Source organism: Clostridium sp. (assembly GCF_030532265.1).
Lineage (GTDB): Bacteria > Bacillota > Clostridia > Clostridiales > Clostridiaceae > Clostridium.
Window position 1 is genome coordinate 21,816 of the sequence record NZ_JAUNLM010000009.1, and the last position, 16,938, is coordinate 38,753.

Sequence of the window (16,938 nt, forward strand, 5' to 3'; positions counted from 1 at the left end):
TTTATTCATTTTTTATAAAAATTTATTTTTATTTATACATATAAAAATCTTTTAATTCTTCCAAATCAAAAGAAGTTAGTCCATACTCTTTTTCAAAGTAATTCTCATAAGTTTCATATTTATCTTTTATGGAATTTAAACTTAATTGTATAAACGACCTATTAACCCCTAAAATTTCTTCTATTAACTTCTTTGTTTTTTCATCTTTAATATAATTACTACACATATTAATTACTTTTTTATTAAATTGCTCTCTATTCTCATTACTTTGTAAATAATCTTCTATTACTGTTTCTTCATCTATTCCTAATGCTAATAATAAAAGAGCAGATCCTATTCCTGTCCTATCCTTTCCTGCAGTACAATGCTGTAATATAGCTGTATTTTTTGGGTTTTTAAAAAGCTCAAATAATTCTTTGTATGCAGGATTATTAATTGGCATATTTTTATAAGCATCTTTAAGTAACTGTTCTGGAGTTATTGTAATTTCTTTTCCTTTTAATATTTCGGAAATATAACTTATCATATCTAAATTTTCACTTTTGCTAATTTTTTCTTCAATATTCATTCCAGATATATTTATATTCTTAACTCCTTTTACTTGTATATCTGGATTTTCAAGTACTTCCTCTTTTGATCTATAATCCAATACATATTTTATTCCTAAAGTCTCAAAATATTTTAAATCATCATTTTTTAAATTTGAAAGATCTTCTGAACGATAAAATAATCCCCATTTAATCATTCTTCCTTTTTTATCTATATATCCTCCTAAATCTCTAAAATTACTAAATTTTTCAAGAGGTAATATTCTTTCTGCAAGAATAAGTTCTCCACTTTTGCATACAATTTTATAAAAAGTTCTATTTAAAGGTTTTGGATCTTTAAATTTTATTGTATTTTTATTATAAAAATCCATTAAAAATATTTCTTTTTCTTCTAATTTATTTTTATAAAATATTTTTCCACTTTCTGTTTTATTCAGTTTAATTTGTATATAATCTTCTTTTCTAATTAAAATTCCACTTATATTATTCATACGTACCTACCCTCTTAAATTTTTCCTATATATACCTAATATAATTATATATCTAATAATTTATTATATTTATGTTTACTAATTATTTTATTGAAAAATAATTATTTATTAATATTCTTCACATAATAATCCTATGTTTTTATAAAAGTATTAATCTTGACAATTCAGATAGGAATTCTTATAATTTTAAAAAAGAATTTATTTATAGGAAGAGGATTTCAAATGAAAAAACGTTTTACATTGCTTATATTATCATTGCTAATTATAGTAATATCATTAGTATCATGTAGTAATTTAAATAATAAAACTAATTCTACAGATTTAAATAAAAAAACTATTACTATAGGTACATCAGGTACATATTATCCTTTTACATATTCAAATAACGGAAACCTTGAAGGATTTGAAATTGACATATGGAATGAAATAGGGAAAAAATTAAATTACAATATAAAATTTAAGACCGCTTCATTTAGTGGGCTTTTTGGTATGCTTGAAAGTGGAAAAGTTGATACTTTAGCTAATCAAATAACTTTAACTAACGAACGAAAAGAAAAATACTTTTTTACTGATCCTACTGTATATAGTGGTGCACAAATAATTGTAAAACAAGATAATAATTCAATTAAATCATTTGATGATTTAATTGGTAAAAAAGTAGGTGTGGACCTTGGAAGTAATTATGAGCAAATAGTCAAAGATAAAGATAAAAATGGTAATATAAAAATTATAACTTATCAAAATACTGATGCTGCTTTTAATGAGCTTTTACTTGGTAGAATTGATGCTGTTGTTATAGACAAAGTTTCAGCAATAGCTGCAATTAAAGAAAAAAATTTAAATTTACAGCTTGCAGGTAAGCCTATTGATAAAATAGAAAATGCTTATCCATTTTTAAAAACAAAAGAAAATGAAAATCTAATAAAAGATATAAATTCAGCTTTATTAGATATGAAAAATGATGGATCTTTAAAAGCAATTTCAGAAAAGTGGCTTGGAACTAATGTTACAACTCCAAATAATAACGAATCTGATACAGAATCTTTAAAAAGCTCTAAAGGAACATTATCCTTTGACTTTATGTATTCATTAAAATTAATTCCTATGCTAATTAAAGCTATGAAAACTACTATTTCATTATCAGTATTTGGTATGATTTTAGGACTTATTATTGGAATAGCACTTGCAATAATAAGAATTTACAAAATCCCAATAATTAAACAGTTAGCCGAAATATATATTTCATTTTTTAGAGGTACTCCTCTTTTAGTTCAATTATTTTTATTATATTTTGGTATTCCACAAGTTATACCACCCCTTCAAAATATGACAGCTTATACAGCAGCTCTTATTGGGCTTGGATTAAATGCATCTGCATATATTGCCGAAATATTAAGATCTTCAATAAATGCAATAGATAAAGGACAAATGGAAGCATGTTTATCAGTGGGAATGACAAAAGGAGAAGGACTTAAAAGAATAATACTTCCACAAGCATTCAGAATAGCTATCCCACCTCTTGGTAATATATTTGTTGATACTGTAAAGGGATCTTCACTTGCTTTCACTTTAGGTGTTGTAGAACTATTAGCAAAAGCTCAAATGGCTGCATCATCTAGTTACAAATTTTTCGAAAGTTATATTGTAGTAGCAATAATGTACTGGATAATCATAGAGTTCTTCAGTTATTTACAAAAAGTTTTAGAAAGAAAGATTTCAGTATATTAGAGGTGATATTATGATAAAAATAGAAGGCTTAAAAAAGAAATTTAATAATATAGAAGTTTTAAAAAATATAAATTTAAATGTTAAAACAGGAGAAGTTGTAGTAATTCTTGGACCATCTGGTTCTGGTAAATCAACCTTTCTAAGATGCTTAAATTATCTTGAATCTCCAGATGAAGGTAAAATAACAATTGGTGATATTTCTTTAGATACAAATAAAATAAATAAAAAGCAAATTCATTTATTAAGAAAACAATCTGCTATGGTTTTTCAGCATTATAATCTTTTTAATAACAAAACTGTATTAGAAAATGTAACAGAAGCATTAATAGTTGTAAAAAAAATAGACAAAACCAAAGCTTCAGAATTAGCTTTAGATGCACTAAGAAAAGTTGGAATGGAAAATAAAAAAGATGTATATCCAAATACTTTATCAGGTGGGCAAAAACAAAGAGTTAGTATAGCACGTGCTATGGCTATAAATCCAAATGTTATACTTTTTGATGAGCCAACGTCAGCATTAGATCCAGAACTTGTTGATGAAGTTTTATTAGTAATAAAAAATTTAGCAAAGGAACATAGAACTATGATAATTGTCACTCATGAAATGTCATTTGCTAAAGATGTTGGTGATAGAATTATCTTTATGTCAGATGGTTTAGTTGTTGAAGAAGGTACACCAGATGAAATATTTAATAATCCTAAAAATGATAGAACAAAACAGTTTTTAAAAAGATACATTAATTCTTAAAATAAAACTAAAAACCGATATAAAAATTTATATCGGTTTTTTTTATTCCTTTTCTATTTTAATAGATATTTTTGTAATGTAATTATTTGGATTTTTACTTGTTAGACTATCTAATACACAATATTCATAAGAATGACTTTTTATAATATATCCCATTCTATTTATCTCATTTAATAATTTTTTATAGCTTGTACCTATATCTTCATATCTACCTTGATGATAGATAATTGCATATAAACCTTCAGGTTTTATTATAACGTTTTTATCAGATATCTTATTATTTAAAGGTACAAAAGCATAATCTGCCGTAGTATAGTTTCCCTTTTTTAAATTTTTAGCTGAAATCATAACTCCTATTTGATAATTATATACATAACAATTTAAAGTCGCCTTTTTTAATAATGTCTTTATAGCTATATTAGTTTTTATTAAATCGTATGGACTTTCTACCTCTTGTACTGCTAAAAATTCTTCTTTTAAGTATTTAAAATAAACTTTTTCTTCAAATTCACTTATATGCTCTATAGTTTCTATCTTTTTTTCAATTCTTTTAATTATTAAATTTAAATGTTCTTTTTGTTTTTCTAACTCTCTCTTTTGTTCAACCATCAAATTTAAAGTTGAATTTAAACTACGATGTCCTAAAAACTCTTTTATTTTTTTTAAAGGTACACCTATTTCCTTAAGTATTAAAATACTATCTAAAACTTCTAATTGTTCTGCAGTGTAATATCTATAATTATTAGAAGCATCAACTATTTTAGGTTTAAATAGACCTATTTTATCATAAAATATCAAAGTTTGTTTTGATAAATTATGAAACTTCGCCACTTCACCAATAGTAAATTTTATATCCATATTTCCTCCATAAAACTTTTAATATTCTCTTGACCATATAGTTACTATATCCTTTAAACTAATTATTGTAAATAATTATGTTAGATAAGGAGTACTATATATGAACAGCAATTTTACTAAACACCAAACTTATTTACAATTTATTAAGTATATTCTCCCTTCTGTTGTAGCTATGGTATTTTTATCATTTTATACTACTATAGATGGATTTTTTGTTTCAAGATTTGTAGGATCTGATGCATTAGCATCAATAAATATTATTATTCCAATAACCTGTGTAATATTTGGGATAGCAGTAATGCTTGCAACTGGATCTGGCGCCTTAGTTTCTATAAAACTCGGTGAAGGTAAAAAAGATGATGCTAATAAGCTATTTTCTTTCATAACATTAACTCTACTTGTAATTTCTTTAATTTTAACTTTTATTGGATTAATTTTTTTAAAACCAATTCTATCATTACTTGGTGCAACTAAAGTTCTTATGCCCTACGCACTAAAGTATGGATTTATAACAATTTTAATGACTATACCTATGATGTTTAAATTGTATTTTGAGTATTATGCTCGTATAGATGGAAAGCCAAAGCTATCACTTCTAATGTCATCAGTTGGCTTAATTTTAAATATAATATTAGATTATATTTTTATAGTAATTTTAAATCTAGGTATTTTAGGAGCTGCTTTTGGAACATTTTTATCAATAACTATATCTGCATTTATTGGATTATTTCATTTTTTAAGCAACGATTCTCTTTTATCATTTAAAAAACCTAACATTTATTTAAGGGATTTATGGAATTCTTGTTTTAATGGAAGTTCTGAAATGTTTACTGAATTTTCAACTGGAATAACTACATTCTTATTTAATGTAAGTATACTTAAATTCCATGGTGAAAATGGTATCGCTGCTATGTCTATAATAACTTACATTTATTATTTTTTTATAGCCATGTTTTTTGGAATTTCAGTTGGAGTATCTCCTATTATAAGTTATAATTTTGGAGCAAAAAATAAAAATAAAATAAAAGAAAGCTTAAATTATAGTTTTATAACTATAGCTTGGTCATCGATTTTTATCTTTTTAGTTTCTTTTTTTCTTGGAAAATATATAATTTTATTCTTTACTAATGATTTAAATGTATATAATATAGCATACTTTGGTCTTAAATTGTTTTCTTTTGGATTCTTAATTATAGGTGTTAATATATTTATGTCAAATCTATTCACTTCAATAGGAAACGGAAAAATATCAGCCATAATATCTATAAGTAGATCATTAGTGTTTGTTAGTATTTGTATAATAATATTACCTTATTTTATTGGTGTAAATGGAATTTGGCTTGCTATACCAATTGCAGAAGCTATAACTATTATATTTTCTTTAGCTTATTACTTTAAATATAAACAATATATATTATTAGAAAATTATAAATTAAAAACATGAAAGAAAATTTAAATTTATTAAAATATATGTTTTAATAAAAACATTTTAAAATACTATATTAGAAGTTAAATCTAATATAGTATTTTTTATAAAATTAACATTCAATAAATGTCTTTAACCACTCTTTTGTTTCCTTATCACAAAAAGCACCTTTTATACTATTTGTATATATTTTTTTACCATCATTTATACTTAATATATGATTTTCATCTACAGCATTAAGTTCTTCTGTAAGTGTTACATTAGATACTGTTCTATTATCTGTACTTAAATTTACTAAAAGGTTATCTTCTAAAAATCTTTTTATCGGATGTTTTTTATAATTTTCTACTGCTTTTGTTTGTACATTACTCTTTGGACACATTTCAAGTATTACTTCTTTTTCTTTAACTAAATTATATATATTAATATCCTTTTCTATTGCAACAGCATGTCCAATTCTTTCTGCTCCTAATAATTCTATCGCTTCTTTAACATTAATTGAATGCCCTGTCTCTCCAGCATGAATTGTAATTTTATATCCATATTCCCTAGCTAAATTAAATGCATCTTTAAACTTTTTACAAAAACCTTTTTCTTCATTTCCCGCTAAATCTACTGCTACAACCCCATTTCCTATAAATTCTTTTCCACTTTCAATTACTTCATAAGCAGTTTTAATATCCATATTTCTTAAAATACTAAGGATTAAATTGCTTTTAACACCAAAATCCTTTTCCCCTTCTTTTAGTCCTATTAAAACACTTTCAATTATTTCTTTAATCTCAAGACCTTTTTCTTTATGTAAAAGTGGTGCGAATCTTATTTCTATATATTTAACATTTTCTTTACTAACATCTTCTATAAGTTCATATGATATTCTTCTCAAATTTTCTTTACTTTGCATAACCTTTACTGGAATATCAAATCTTTTTAAATATACATTTAAGGATGAACAATTATCTGGAACTATTAACTCATTTTCTATATTATTAATATCATATAAATCTAAATTTAAATTTTCTTTAACTATTAATTCCTTTACTGTTTCTGGCCTTAAGCATCCATCTAAATGACAATGCAATTCTATTTTAGGTAAATTTTCAAATTTCATAACGTCCTCCTGTAATAAAAATTTTAAATTTTTAAATTTTCTACCTATAAAAAGATTTATTATAAAAAATTATAAAAAAAATTCTTGGTTACGAAGAAAATAATTAAATATCTTCTCCGTAATCAAGAATTATTGGTTCTTGGTAGAAACTCCTTAACCGTATTTTAAGGATTATACGAATTGTTTTTATTAAATTAAATATATTTTATCATAAAAATTTAATAAATTAATTATTATTTTTATTTATTATCTAATCTTCTAATTTTTCTATTAACCTTTGCTATTAATGCTGAATTATGGTTACCTTTGTTAATTAACGCTTCTTTTCTAGCTTCTAATTCTATTCTCTTATTCATTTTTAAACCCCTCTCACCCTTTATAATAAAAATATTTTCTCCTATATTTTAACATATTATTTATTTTTTTCAATAATATTTTATTATAAAACAACAAAAAACTACACTATAAAATTAGTGTAGTTTTACTAATTATTTTTTATGAGGAGAATTTCTTTCTTTGTCTTTTCCAAGTTTTCTTGATTCTTTTGAATATCCAACTTCATTTGCAGTTTCAATTTTCATTTTTTGAACTTCTTTTTTAGTTTTTTGTGAAACTTTTTTATTGTCTTTACTATTTTTGTTATTTTTATGAGACATTAAAACCTCTCCTTTTCTTTAAAATATCAATAATAGTATTAGACTTAATTAAAGTATGTATACTGTAAAATACTTACTATAAAAATAAAACCTTAGAAGAATTCTTCTAAGGTTTTATTTTACATAATAACTCTATTTAAAACTTTGCTCATAGTTTTATATAAAAATAAAGTAGCTATAAATGTACAGATAGCATTTCCTATTGAAACTTGAAATCCTAAAAGTAAAGTAATCCAAAGAGATTTTGCTCCAAGTCCAGCTGTTAAAAGATATGGAAGATCTATAATAGTTCCCATACAAAAAGATAAGATAGCTCCTACTATTCCATATATATACTCAGATTTTGTCACTCTTGATAAAAGATTATATATAAGTGCATACTGAGGAAGTACTAATAAATACATTATACTCCACGGAGCAATTCCTTTAGTTAACATTACTAAAATACAAAACACAACTATAGAAAACCATGATATTTTTTTAGGAAGTGTAGTTCCATATAATAAAATTACAAAACTTACAAGTTCAAAATACGTTACAAAAGAACCCATAAAGTAAACTATATATAATATAGCCGCTAGCAACGCACATTGAGTTAATTTTCTAGCATTCATTAAAATGTATTAGTAAATACAAATTCTACACTATCTCCATCATGCACATTTATTTTGTCCATAACAGGTGCACTACCTACTTTATAGTCTAAATTTTGTGATGGTGATTTATATCCATAAGTCCACCATGGTCCTTTATTTTTATCTTTTGTTTCTAAACCTTTAAGAGCTAATAAAAATGATCCATATTTACCATTTTCCATCTTTACTCCTAAAGTTTTTGTATTTTCATTTAAAAAATCAGCTAATGTATTTGCATCAGTTTTAAACTTTTCATTTTCAATAATAGTTTTATTATCTACTGCATCTTTTATTGTTACTGTTAAAGTTTTATTTCCTACAGAAGAATTATTTGTAGTTTTATTTATATAACTATAAGCAAATAAACCTACAACAACAATTGCTATAGCAATTATAACTTTTGTCCAAAATGATTTTTTCACCTTAAACTCACCTTTCTTTTTTATATTGTAATTTTAAATTTAGTACAAACTTAATTATAATAATTTTCATACTATATGTAAAATGTTTTTACTTTATTAAATTAAATTTAAATTATATATTATAAATTTAATCAATAAATACTTATATTTTATATTTAAGTTTAATAGCTAAATTTTATATAAATTATATTTTAAAAAATACTATTTAAGAGTATTTTTAAATTTATATTATAATTGATCTAAATTAAGAATAAACTATATTCTTTAAAGATTTATTTAATATTTTTAACTATTCCAAAATAACACCCTACAAAAACTCCCATTGAATAAAGATAAAAAATATGGTCACTTTCTAGTGATTTAAGCTTAACAAGATTTAATATAAAAAACTCCATTAATGCAAAAACTACTGTAAATAAAATTATTTTAAATATATTGTTTACCTCTTTTTGTTCATCTTCTTCATATTCTTCATAAATAATCTCAATTAAAATTGCTTTTAAAATATTTATAACATAACTCGACAAACATCCAATCCATAATATAGACATACATACTAACCAAAATAAACCGTTAATAATGATTCTATTAAAATCTAATATTTTGTTTATATTATAATGTCCAAAGTAGCATATAACTCCTATATATATTAATATTACTAAATTGAACAAAAGAAAATATTTTTTAAATATCTTATTTCCAAATTTAATCATATTTCTAAAGGATAGTTTGTATTTTCTATTTGACTCCAAGACTTCTCCCCCTTAATCTATATGCCTAATTATAACATTTATTTTACATATTTTTTTCAATATAATAATAATTTATAGTGAAATTAAGTATATTTTTAACAAACTCACTTTCAAATTTTATTTTTATAACATTTTAATTCTCTTTTAATAAATTTTTCTATTTATAATTTTAATAAAATCACTTAATACTTTTTTAAAATAAAAAAGCTACTTCCTATCTTAAATAGAAAATAGCCTTTTCTTCTATACACCATTAACAAAAACTTAATTGATGTATATCATAATAAATATTTTATTTTAACAAAAATTTAATTCATTCAATCTGTTGATATTACTGGCCTTATGCCCTATTCTTCCCATCCTTCAGGGAATTCAGCATTGTGGTAAACTTCTTGAACATCATCATCATCCTCAAGTAAGTCAAGCATTTTTTGGAATTTTTTAGCATTATCTTCATCTAATTCTGAAGTTGTATCTGGAATCATTTTAACTCCTGCTTCTAAAAATTCTATTCCATTTCCTTCTAAGGCTTCTCTTACTAATCCGAAGTCTTCTGGAGTTGTATAAACTACAAATACTTCATCTTCAGCTTGGAAATCTTCAGCACCAGCATCTAATGCCATCATCATAACTTCTTCTTCATCTAAATCGCCTTTTTCAATAACGATTTCTCCTTTTTCTTGGAACATGAATCCAACACAGCCTGATGTACCCATGTTACCTCCACCTTTAGTAAATGCACTTCTTACATTACCTGCTGATCTATTTTTATTATCTGTTAATGTTTCAACAATTACAGCAACTCCTGATGGACCATATCCTTCGTAGACTATTTTTTCAAAATCTACTGATCCTGATTCACCTGATGCTTTTTTTATTGATCTTTGTATAGTATCATTAGGCATATTTGCTGCCTTTGCTTTTGCTATTACGTCTCTAAGTTTTGCATTAGACTCAGGACTTGGACCACCGCTTTTTACTGCAACCATAATTTCTTTACCGATTTTTGTGAAAATCTTTCCTCTTTTTGCATCCATTTTGCCCTTTTTAGCTTGGATGTTATGCCATTTTGAGTGTCCTGACATGTCTATTCCTCCTTACATTGTGTTAAACTATAAATTTATAAATTATACTTTAAAATTATATCATACTAAATTAGTTTTATTCAATATAGTAACCATTTTATAATGCTTATTTATATTTTCTTTACAATTAAATAACTTTAAACAATCTATTATTTTCTTTAAAATATATTCCTTCTTCTGCTTTTGATATAATAGCTTTACCATTAGTAGCTTCTGTAACTTCTTTTTCTATTAAAGGAATTATACTATTTTCTGCATATATATGTAAAATAACTTTATCTGTATATTCTGAGTCCTCTATATACCAGTTATTTTGTCCACAAAGATACTGTATTTTTCCTATTAAATCATAATCTATTTCAATAGAAATTTTAAATCCATGTACCTTTTCAACAACTCCAGCTGCAGTAACTGCAATACTTGCCCCTTTAGTATATGCACGAGTTAATCCCCCTGCACCTAAAAGTATTCCTCCAAAATATCTAGTTACAACTACAGCACAATCTGTTATTCCTTGTTTTTTCATAACTTCAAGTATAGGAATTCCAGCTGTTCCTTGTGGCTCTCCATCATCTGAGTATCTTTGTATTCCATAATTTTCTCCAATAACATATGCCCAACAATTATGTCTAGCTTGTTTATGCATACTTTTTATTTCATTTACAAAGGCTTTAGCTTCTTCTTCATTTTCTACTCTTTTAGCATATCCTATAAACTCAGACTTTTTTTCTTCAAATCTATCTTCTCCTCTATCTCTAATAGTTATATATGCCATAACCTTAATTCCTCCTTAATTGCTTTAATTCCTTCTTCTATAGATTCACAATTTGTCTGTGAAAAGCCTATTCTAAAAAATCCGTCTCCCTCTCTACTATTTCTAAAAAACAAAACCCCAGGAGTAATATAAACATTTTTCTTTTTTAATTTTAAAAATAACTCTCTAGAAGAAATTTTCTTATTCTTAATTTCTAAATAATAATTAAGTCCACCTTTAGGTTTATTACAATAAACGTAATCTGAAAGTTCTTCTTCTATAAGCTTACCCATAATATCATATCTCTTTTTATATTCATTAGATAATTTTTTAATATTTTCTTTCCAATTTTTATTTGCAATATAATATTCTAAAGCTCTTTGCATTAAAGTTGAAGTTGTAATATCAGTATTTAATTTAGTACTTAAAAACCTCTCCCTAAATCTTTCAGGAACTACCATGTATCCTAGTCTTATACCAGGTATAAATATTTTTGAGAAACTTTTAATGTATATTACTCTATCATCTTTATCTAAACTTTTAAATGGTGTATATTCAATATCTTCTTCATAAACAAGTTCTGATAAATAATCATCTTCTATTATATAGAAATCATATTTTTTAGATAATTCTATTAAACGCTTCTTTTTTTCTAAGCTATATGAAATTCCTGTTGGATTTTGAAAATAACTCATTGCATAAAATAAAGTTATTTTATTCTTTTTTAAAATTTCCTCAAACAATTCCATATTTATTCCATCTTTTTCTATTGGAACTTCAAATATATTAGCTCTTCTCCATTTAAAAACTGAAAGAGCACCACCATAAGTTGGTTTTTCAACTATAACATTGTCATTTATATTTATCATTGCTTTAGATGCTATATCAATTCCCTGTTGTGCACCTGAAACAATTATTATATCTTCAACATTTAACCTATTATTCCAAAATTCTTTATTTATTGTTTCTCTTAAAGGGTTATACCCTAATGTATTTTGAGAAAGCAAAACTTCTTCTCCGTCTCTATCTAAAACAGTTGTTATTATATCTTTAAAATCTTTTATTGGGAAAAATACTTCCCTAGTTGTTTCACCAGAGAAATCAACATAATTATCTAAATTACAATTTTTAAGAAATTTAAAAGTATTAGAATAAATTTTCATGAAATTAGAGTGTAACTCTTTTTTCTTAGCAAAAGTTCCACTCCCTATTTTTTGATATGCAAACCCTTCATTATTTAATTTTTTATATGCATTTACTACGGTAATTTTATTTACATTAAGTATTTTTGTAAGTTCTCTAATTGGAGGTAATTTTTCGCCGTCCTTTATATTTCCACTATCTATAAGTTCTTTAAATTTATCTGCTATTTGAATATACTTAGGTTTATCTTCTAAATAAACTATATCTTTTATGTTTTCCAAAAAATATCATCACCTTTATAAAATACCATAAACATTTTGAGTAAGTATTAAATTACCTTTTTTATCATAAACGTTTCTTTTTTTATGTTTTATTATTCCTTGTTCTAAAAGCTTTTTAAGTATTTGTTCAACCTTTATATTATATCCTACAAGCATTTCATCTTTTTTAATTTCCGTTGAACTTAAATAATCTTTATTACTCTTTAATATATCAATTATAACTTTTGCTGATATAGCTATATGTTTATCTATAAAATTTTCTATATAGTTTATTATATAAGATATATCTTCTTTATTCATTTTACCAAATAACTTCTCATCAATAATTCTTTTAAATGAATCATCTAAATTTATAACCATTCTAATTGCATCTTTACTAACTGTATATCCATTTAAACTTAAATAAAGTTTTGAAAAACTATCTAAACTTCTAACCATAACTTCATATGCTGTATACATTCTTCCTAAATTTATATATTTTTTTGCTATCTTTACATCTTTAATTACTTTACTTAAATATTCTAACTTTCCTATTCCTGCATACTCATCAATTCCATATATAATTTTATTATATATAACATTTATATCCTTATCTCTTGAAAATACTAACTTTGAAAAACTAAGTATACTTTTTACTATGCCCCTTTTGCCCTCATTTTCATATGAATACACAAAACTATCTTTGCTTAATAACTTAGTATGCACTGGAATATTATTCACCTCAGAATATACATCTCTCACCTTATTAAACTCATCTTTATATATAACAAAAAAATCTATATCTGATTCATTCCATATATCTCCTGAAACCATACTTCCAAAAGTAAAAACTGCTATAACATTTTCATTACTTTCAAAAGTCTCCATCATAATATTAAATGCTTTTTGATATTCTATTATTATATCTTTCATAAAACTTCGCCCCCACAATTTTATATTGCTATTTTTATTATAACAAAACTGTTTCATATGTTAAAATATTATTTATAATAAATAAAAATTCCTAGAACAAAAGCTATTCTAGGAATTTTAAAATAATTATTGTAATATATTTATCATATAATCTTTAGTTCTATTAAAACTTTCATCATCTACTTCAACTATCATTCTAGTACCTGTTTCTACATATTCTTCTTCTAAAACTCTACCACTTCTATGAAGTAACGATTGAATATCTCCTCTATTATAAGGTACTATATACTCTACTTTCTTTAATTTATATGGAAGTTTTTCTTCTATTTCTTCTAATAAATTATCTAAATTTATTTCTTCTTTAGCTGAAACTTTTATAATGTGGTCATAATAAGAAATTTTTTCTTCTATATTAGCTATTTGTTCTTCTGTTGCTTTATCTATTTTATTTAAAACTAATATTGTATCTTTATCTATAGATCCAAGTTCTGACAACACTTCTTCAACAGCTTTTATTTGCTCTAAAGCATCATCACTTGAAGCATCTACAACATGACATAAAAGATCTGAGTAAATAACTTCTTCTAAGGTTGACTTAAATGCTTCTACTAAATCATGAGGAAGCTTTCTTACAAATCCTACTGTATCAGTTAAAGTTATAAGACCTTTATTTTTAAGTATAATTGCTCTAGTTGTTATATCTAAAGTAGCAAAAAGCATATCTGCTTCAAAAACCTCTTCTTTATTTCTATTATCTTTTGATGCAGCTATTTTACATAGAGCATTTCTAAGTGTTGACTTACCTGCATTTGTATAACCAACTAAAGATACTTTAGGTATGCTTTCTTTATTTCTTTTCTCTCTTTGAACTTCTCTTGTTTTCTTTATTTTTTTAAGTTCTCTATTTAAGTCATATATAGTTTCTCTTATATGTCTTCTATCTGTTTCTAATTTCTTTTCTCCAGGTCCCCTAGTACCAATACCACCACCTGTTCTTGAAAGAACTGTACCAAGACCTTGAAGTCTTCCTAATCTGTATTTAAGCTGAGCAAGCTCTACTTGTATTTTAGCTTCTTTACTTTTTGCTCTTCTTGCAAATATTTCAAGTATTAATGTAGTTCTATCAATTACCTTAGCCCCAATTGCATTTTCAAGATTTCTAACTTGTGAACCTGATAATTCATCATCAAATATAATAACATTAGCTCTTTCTGTTTGTCTTAAATGAGCAATTTCAAGAACTTTTCCTCTACCTATAAAAAATGCTGGATCTATTTTATTTCTACCTTGATATACTTTTGTAAGAACTGGTATGTCACAAGCTTTAGTAAGTTCTGCTAATTCATCTAAGCTTTCTCTAGTATCTGATCCTACTAATATAGCTTTTTCTTCATCATTTTCTATAACATCATTTTCTTTTATAAGTTTTTCAACATATCTTATTTTATCTAATATATCTATTCTCATTAACTCTTCAATGTTAAGATTATTTTTTTCTTCATATACTAAATCTTTATCTAATACCATTAAATTTGCTATTGAAAAATCAACAATTTCACCATTATTTATTCCAATTGCAACTATTGCATCTAATTTAAGCTTTATAAGAGCCGTTAAATCAAGTGCTGATAAATTGCTGTATCCATTTGGATGTGTGTGAATAACTCTAACTCCTGAAAGTCTTTTTTCATATATATCTAAAATAGGAAGTTCTACTGATGTTGAATCGCCTATTGCTACAGATGTAACTTTTCCTTTTCTATCAATAGCAACACTTACTTCTCTCTCTATTTTTGAAGAAACATTAGTAATTATATCTATAATTTCTACATTACATACTTCTTGTTTTTGAGTTTTTATATTATATAAACTGTCTAATTCTGAAAGAATAGAATTCCTTATTCCTTCTGTATTTCCATGTATCATTAAATCACCCTTTTTATTATCTATATAATTAATTTTGAATATAATTCTATACTAATAAATACTTATTGTAAACTAAATCAATTAAATTTGCACTTGATTTTTCTTCTATAATAAAGTATTTTATTTATTAAGAAATTGATATTTAAAAATACTTGGAGGTTTTATTAATGGATGATAAGAAACGTAATATTTTATTTTCAGAAGAGCAGATTCAAAAAAGAATAGCTGAGCTTGGAAAGGTTATAACAGAAGATTATAAAGATAAAAATCTTTATGTTTTATCTTTATTAAGAGGAAGCTTTATATATGCAGCTGATTTAGTTAGATACATAGATACAAAAGCTAAAATAGGATTTATGACAACTTCAAGCTATGGACATGAAGAAACAAGTTCTGGAACAGTTAAAGTTGTAAATGATATTCCAGATAATATAGAAGGTTATGATGTTTTAATAGTTGATGATATAGTTGACAGTGGTATAACAATGGATTTCGTTGTAAATCACGCAAAAAAACTAGGAGCTAAATCAGTTAAAACTTGTGTTCTTCTAGATAAACCTTCAAGAAGAAAAGTTGATATAACTCCTGATTATTGTTGTTTTGAAATAGAAGATTTATTCGTTGTAGGTTATGGCTTAAATTATGGAGATCATTACAGAAACGTACCTTATGTTTTCAATTGGGAAACTAACTAAAACTATTTTCACTAAAAAGAGACAAGTCAGACTTGTCTCTTTTTTTAATCATTTAATTCTATTGCTGTATCTGGAATTTCACCAACTAATATAGATTCAGATAATGGTATTTGCGCATCGACATTCATTTCTTTGCTATACATAGGTATTATTATTTTTATTCTTGCTTTTACATTTAAATATATTTTATGTCTAGTTTGATTTATTCCAGCACTTTCAAATATAGAATCATAAGATGTTTCTATATTACCAAGTGGTTCCATTTGTATAGTTATCTTAGGGCCTAAATTATAATATATACTTTTATCAGTCATCCATCCAAGAGGAACTTCAATTCCTTTAACACCTAGTTGTTCTAATTTTTCATTACATCTAATTGCAATTTTCCCAGATACTTTATTTATAAGCTGAGTATTAGATTTAATTAGATTTATTCTATTTTTATCGTCCCTTTCTATAATTACTATATCTTCTGATCCAACTATTTCATCAAAAACGTCCATGCTAACTTCATTTATAGCTCTAACAGCTTCTGCTCTCATTAAAGTTTCTGAAATAGCTAATACAGAAGGCATGACTTTTTTATCAAATACTATAACCATAAGATTAAAAAATATAAAAATGGTGATACTAACTGCTATAACTGATTTACGCTTGTTTTTTCGTGTTCTTGTATAATATTTCATAAAACACCTTTTTATTGAGTTATTGGTTTAATAATATTATAATTATGCTATAATGGATAAGAATATTATTTATTAATTTTA

General features: G+C 24.7%; 17 protein-coding genes and 1 riboswitch. Of the genes, 4 read left to right on the top strand and 13 right to left on the bottom strand.

Features of this window, described 5'->3' with window-relative positions:
- Positions 1–28: 28 nt before the first annotated feature.
- The gene (locus tag Q4E08_RS03760; RefSeq protein WP_303128643.1) at positions 29–1,039 is read right to left on the bottom strand and encodes a tyrosine-protein phosphatase; all 1,011 of its coding nucleotides are present in this window, start codon (positions 1,037–1,039) and stop codon (positions 29–31) included.
- A gap of 222 nt (positions 1,040–1,261) precedes the next feature.
- On the opposite strand from Q4E08_RS03760, the gene Q4E08_RS03765 reads away from it, so the two are divergent.
- A complete protein-coding gene (locus tag Q4E08_RS03765) occupies positions 1,262–2,767 on the top strand; it encodes an ABC transporter permease subunit (RefSeq protein ID WP_303128645.1) in 1,506 nt (501 codons plus the stop codon).
- A gap of 10 nt (positions 2,768–2,777) precedes the next feature.
- The gene (locus Q4E08_RS03770; protein ID WP_303128647.1) at positions 2,778–3,515 is read left to right on the top strand and encodes an amino acid ABC transporter ATP-binding protein; all 738 of its coding nucleotides are present in this window, start codon (positions 2,778–2,780) and stop codon (positions 3,513–3,515) included.
- A gap of 42 nt (positions 3,516–3,557) precedes the next feature.
- Here the strand turns inward: Q4E08_RS03770 and Q4E08_RS03775 are convergent, their stop codons facing one another.
- On the bottom strand, positions 3,558–4,373 hold the full coding sequence (locus Q4E08_RS03775) for a MerR family transcriptional regulator (protein WP_303128649.1): 816 nt from the start codon (positions 4,371–4,373) through the stop codon (positions 3,558–3,560).
- 100 nt (positions 4,374–4,473) lie between these two features.
- Here Q4E08_RS03775 and Q4E08_RS03780 point away from each other — a divergent pair, with 100 nt between their 5' ends.
- Positions 4,474–5,817: an MATE family efflux transporter gene (locus Q4E08_RS03780; RefSeq protein WP_303128651.1), complete on the top strand. Its 1,344-nt coding sequence runs from the start codon at positions 4,474–4,476 to the stop codon at positions 5,815–5,817.
- A 94-nt stretch (positions 5,818–5,911) separates the two neighbouring features.
- Here the strand turns inward: Q4E08_RS03780 and add are convergent, their stop codons facing one another.
- From add to hflX, 10 genes are all read right to left on the bottom strand, one after another.
- Complete coding sequence (gene add / locus Q4E08_RS03785; RefSeq protein WP_303128653.1) at positions 5,912–6,910, bottom strand: adenosine deaminase; 999 nt, start codon at positions 6,908–6,910, stop codon at positions 5,912–5,914.
- 99 nt (positions 6,911–7,009) lie between these two features.
- Positions 7,010–7,109: riboswitch (purine riboswitch) on the bottom strand.
- A gap of 289 nt (positions 7,110–7,398) precedes the next feature.
- Complete coding sequence (locus Q4E08_RS03790) at positions 7,399–7,566, bottom strand: small, acid-soluble spore protein, alpha/beta type (protein ID WP_303128656.1); 168 nt, start codon at positions 7,564–7,566, stop codon at positions 7,399–7,401.
- 119 nt (positions 7,567–7,685) lie between these two features.
- Positions 7,686–8,180 (bottom strand): hypothetical protein, encoded by a 495-nt coding sequence (locus Q4E08_RS03795; RefSeq protein ID WP_303128659.1) that lies wholly within the window; start codon positions 8,178–8,180, stop codon positions 7,686–7,688.
- Complete coding sequence (locus Q4E08_RS03800) at positions 8,180–8,623, bottom strand: hypothetical protein (RefSeq protein ID WP_303128662.1); 444 nt, start codon at positions 8,621–8,623, stop codon at positions 8,180–8,182. Before Q4E08_RS03800 ends, Q4E08_RS03795 begins: the two co-directional genes overlap by 1 nt.
- 272 nt (positions 8,624–8,895) lie before the next feature.
- Positions 8,896–9,375 (bottom strand): hypothetical protein, encoded by a 480-nt coding sequence (locus tag Q4E08_RS03805; RefSeq protein WP_303128664.1) that lies wholly within the window; start codon positions 9,373–9,375, stop codon positions 8,896–8,898.
- Positions 9,376–9,722: 347 nt separating this feature from the next.
- The gene (locus Q4E08_RS03810) at positions 9,723–10,460 is read right to left on the bottom strand and encodes a YebC/PmpR family DNA-binding transcriptional regulator (protein WP_303128667.1); all 738 of its coding nucleotides are present in this window, start codon (positions 10,458–10,460) and stop codon (positions 9,723–9,725) included.
- Positions 10,461–10,587: 127 nt separating this feature from the next.
- Positions 10,588–11,235, bottom strand: a complete 648-nt coding sequence (locus Q4E08_RS03815) for a YigZ family protein (protein ID WP_303128670.1) — start codon at positions 11,233–11,235, stop codon at positions 10,588–10,590.
- Positions 11,223–12,638 carry a PLP-dependent aminotransferase family protein gene (locus Q4E08_RS03820; RefSeq protein ID WP_303128673.1) on the bottom strand — a complete coding sequence of 472 codons (1,416 nt, stop codon included), beginning with the start codon at positions 12,636–12,638 and terminating at the stop codon, positions 11,223–11,225. Before Q4E08_RS03820 ends, Q4E08_RS03815 begins: the two co-directional genes overlap by 13 nt.
- 15 nt (positions 12,639–12,653) lie before the next feature.
- Positions 12,654–13,550, bottom strand: a complete 897-nt coding sequence (locus Q4E08_RS03825; RefSeq protein ID WP_303128675.1) for a nucleotidyltransferase domain-containing protein — start codon at positions 13,548–13,550, stop codon at positions 12,654–12,656.
- Positions 13,551–13,676: 126 nt separating this feature from the next.
- Positions 13,677–15,476: a GTPase HflX gene (gene hflX, locus Q4E08_RS03830; protein WP_303128678.1), complete on the bottom strand. Its 1,800-nt coding sequence runs from the start codon at positions 15,474–15,476 to the stop codon at positions 13,677–13,679.
- A gap of 167 nt (positions 15,477–15,643) precedes the next feature.
- Between hflX and hpt the strand changes: the two genes are divergently transcribed.
- Positions 15,644–16,171 (top strand): hypoxanthine phosphoribosyltransferase, encoded by a 528-nt coding sequence (gene hpt / locus Q4E08_RS03835; RefSeq protein WP_303128681.1) that lies wholly within the window; start codon positions 15,644–15,646, stop codon positions 16,169–16,171.
- A 44-nt stretch (positions 16,172–16,215) separates the two neighbouring features.
- On the opposite strand, the gene yunB is transcribed toward hpt, so the two are convergent.
- Positions 16,216–16,857, bottom strand: coding sequence for a sporulation protein YunB (gene yunB, locus Q4E08_RS03840; RefSeq protein WP_303128683.1), 642 nt, complete (start codon positions 16,855–16,857; stop codon positions 16,216–16,218).
- Positions 16,858–16,938: the final 81 nt, after the last annotated feature.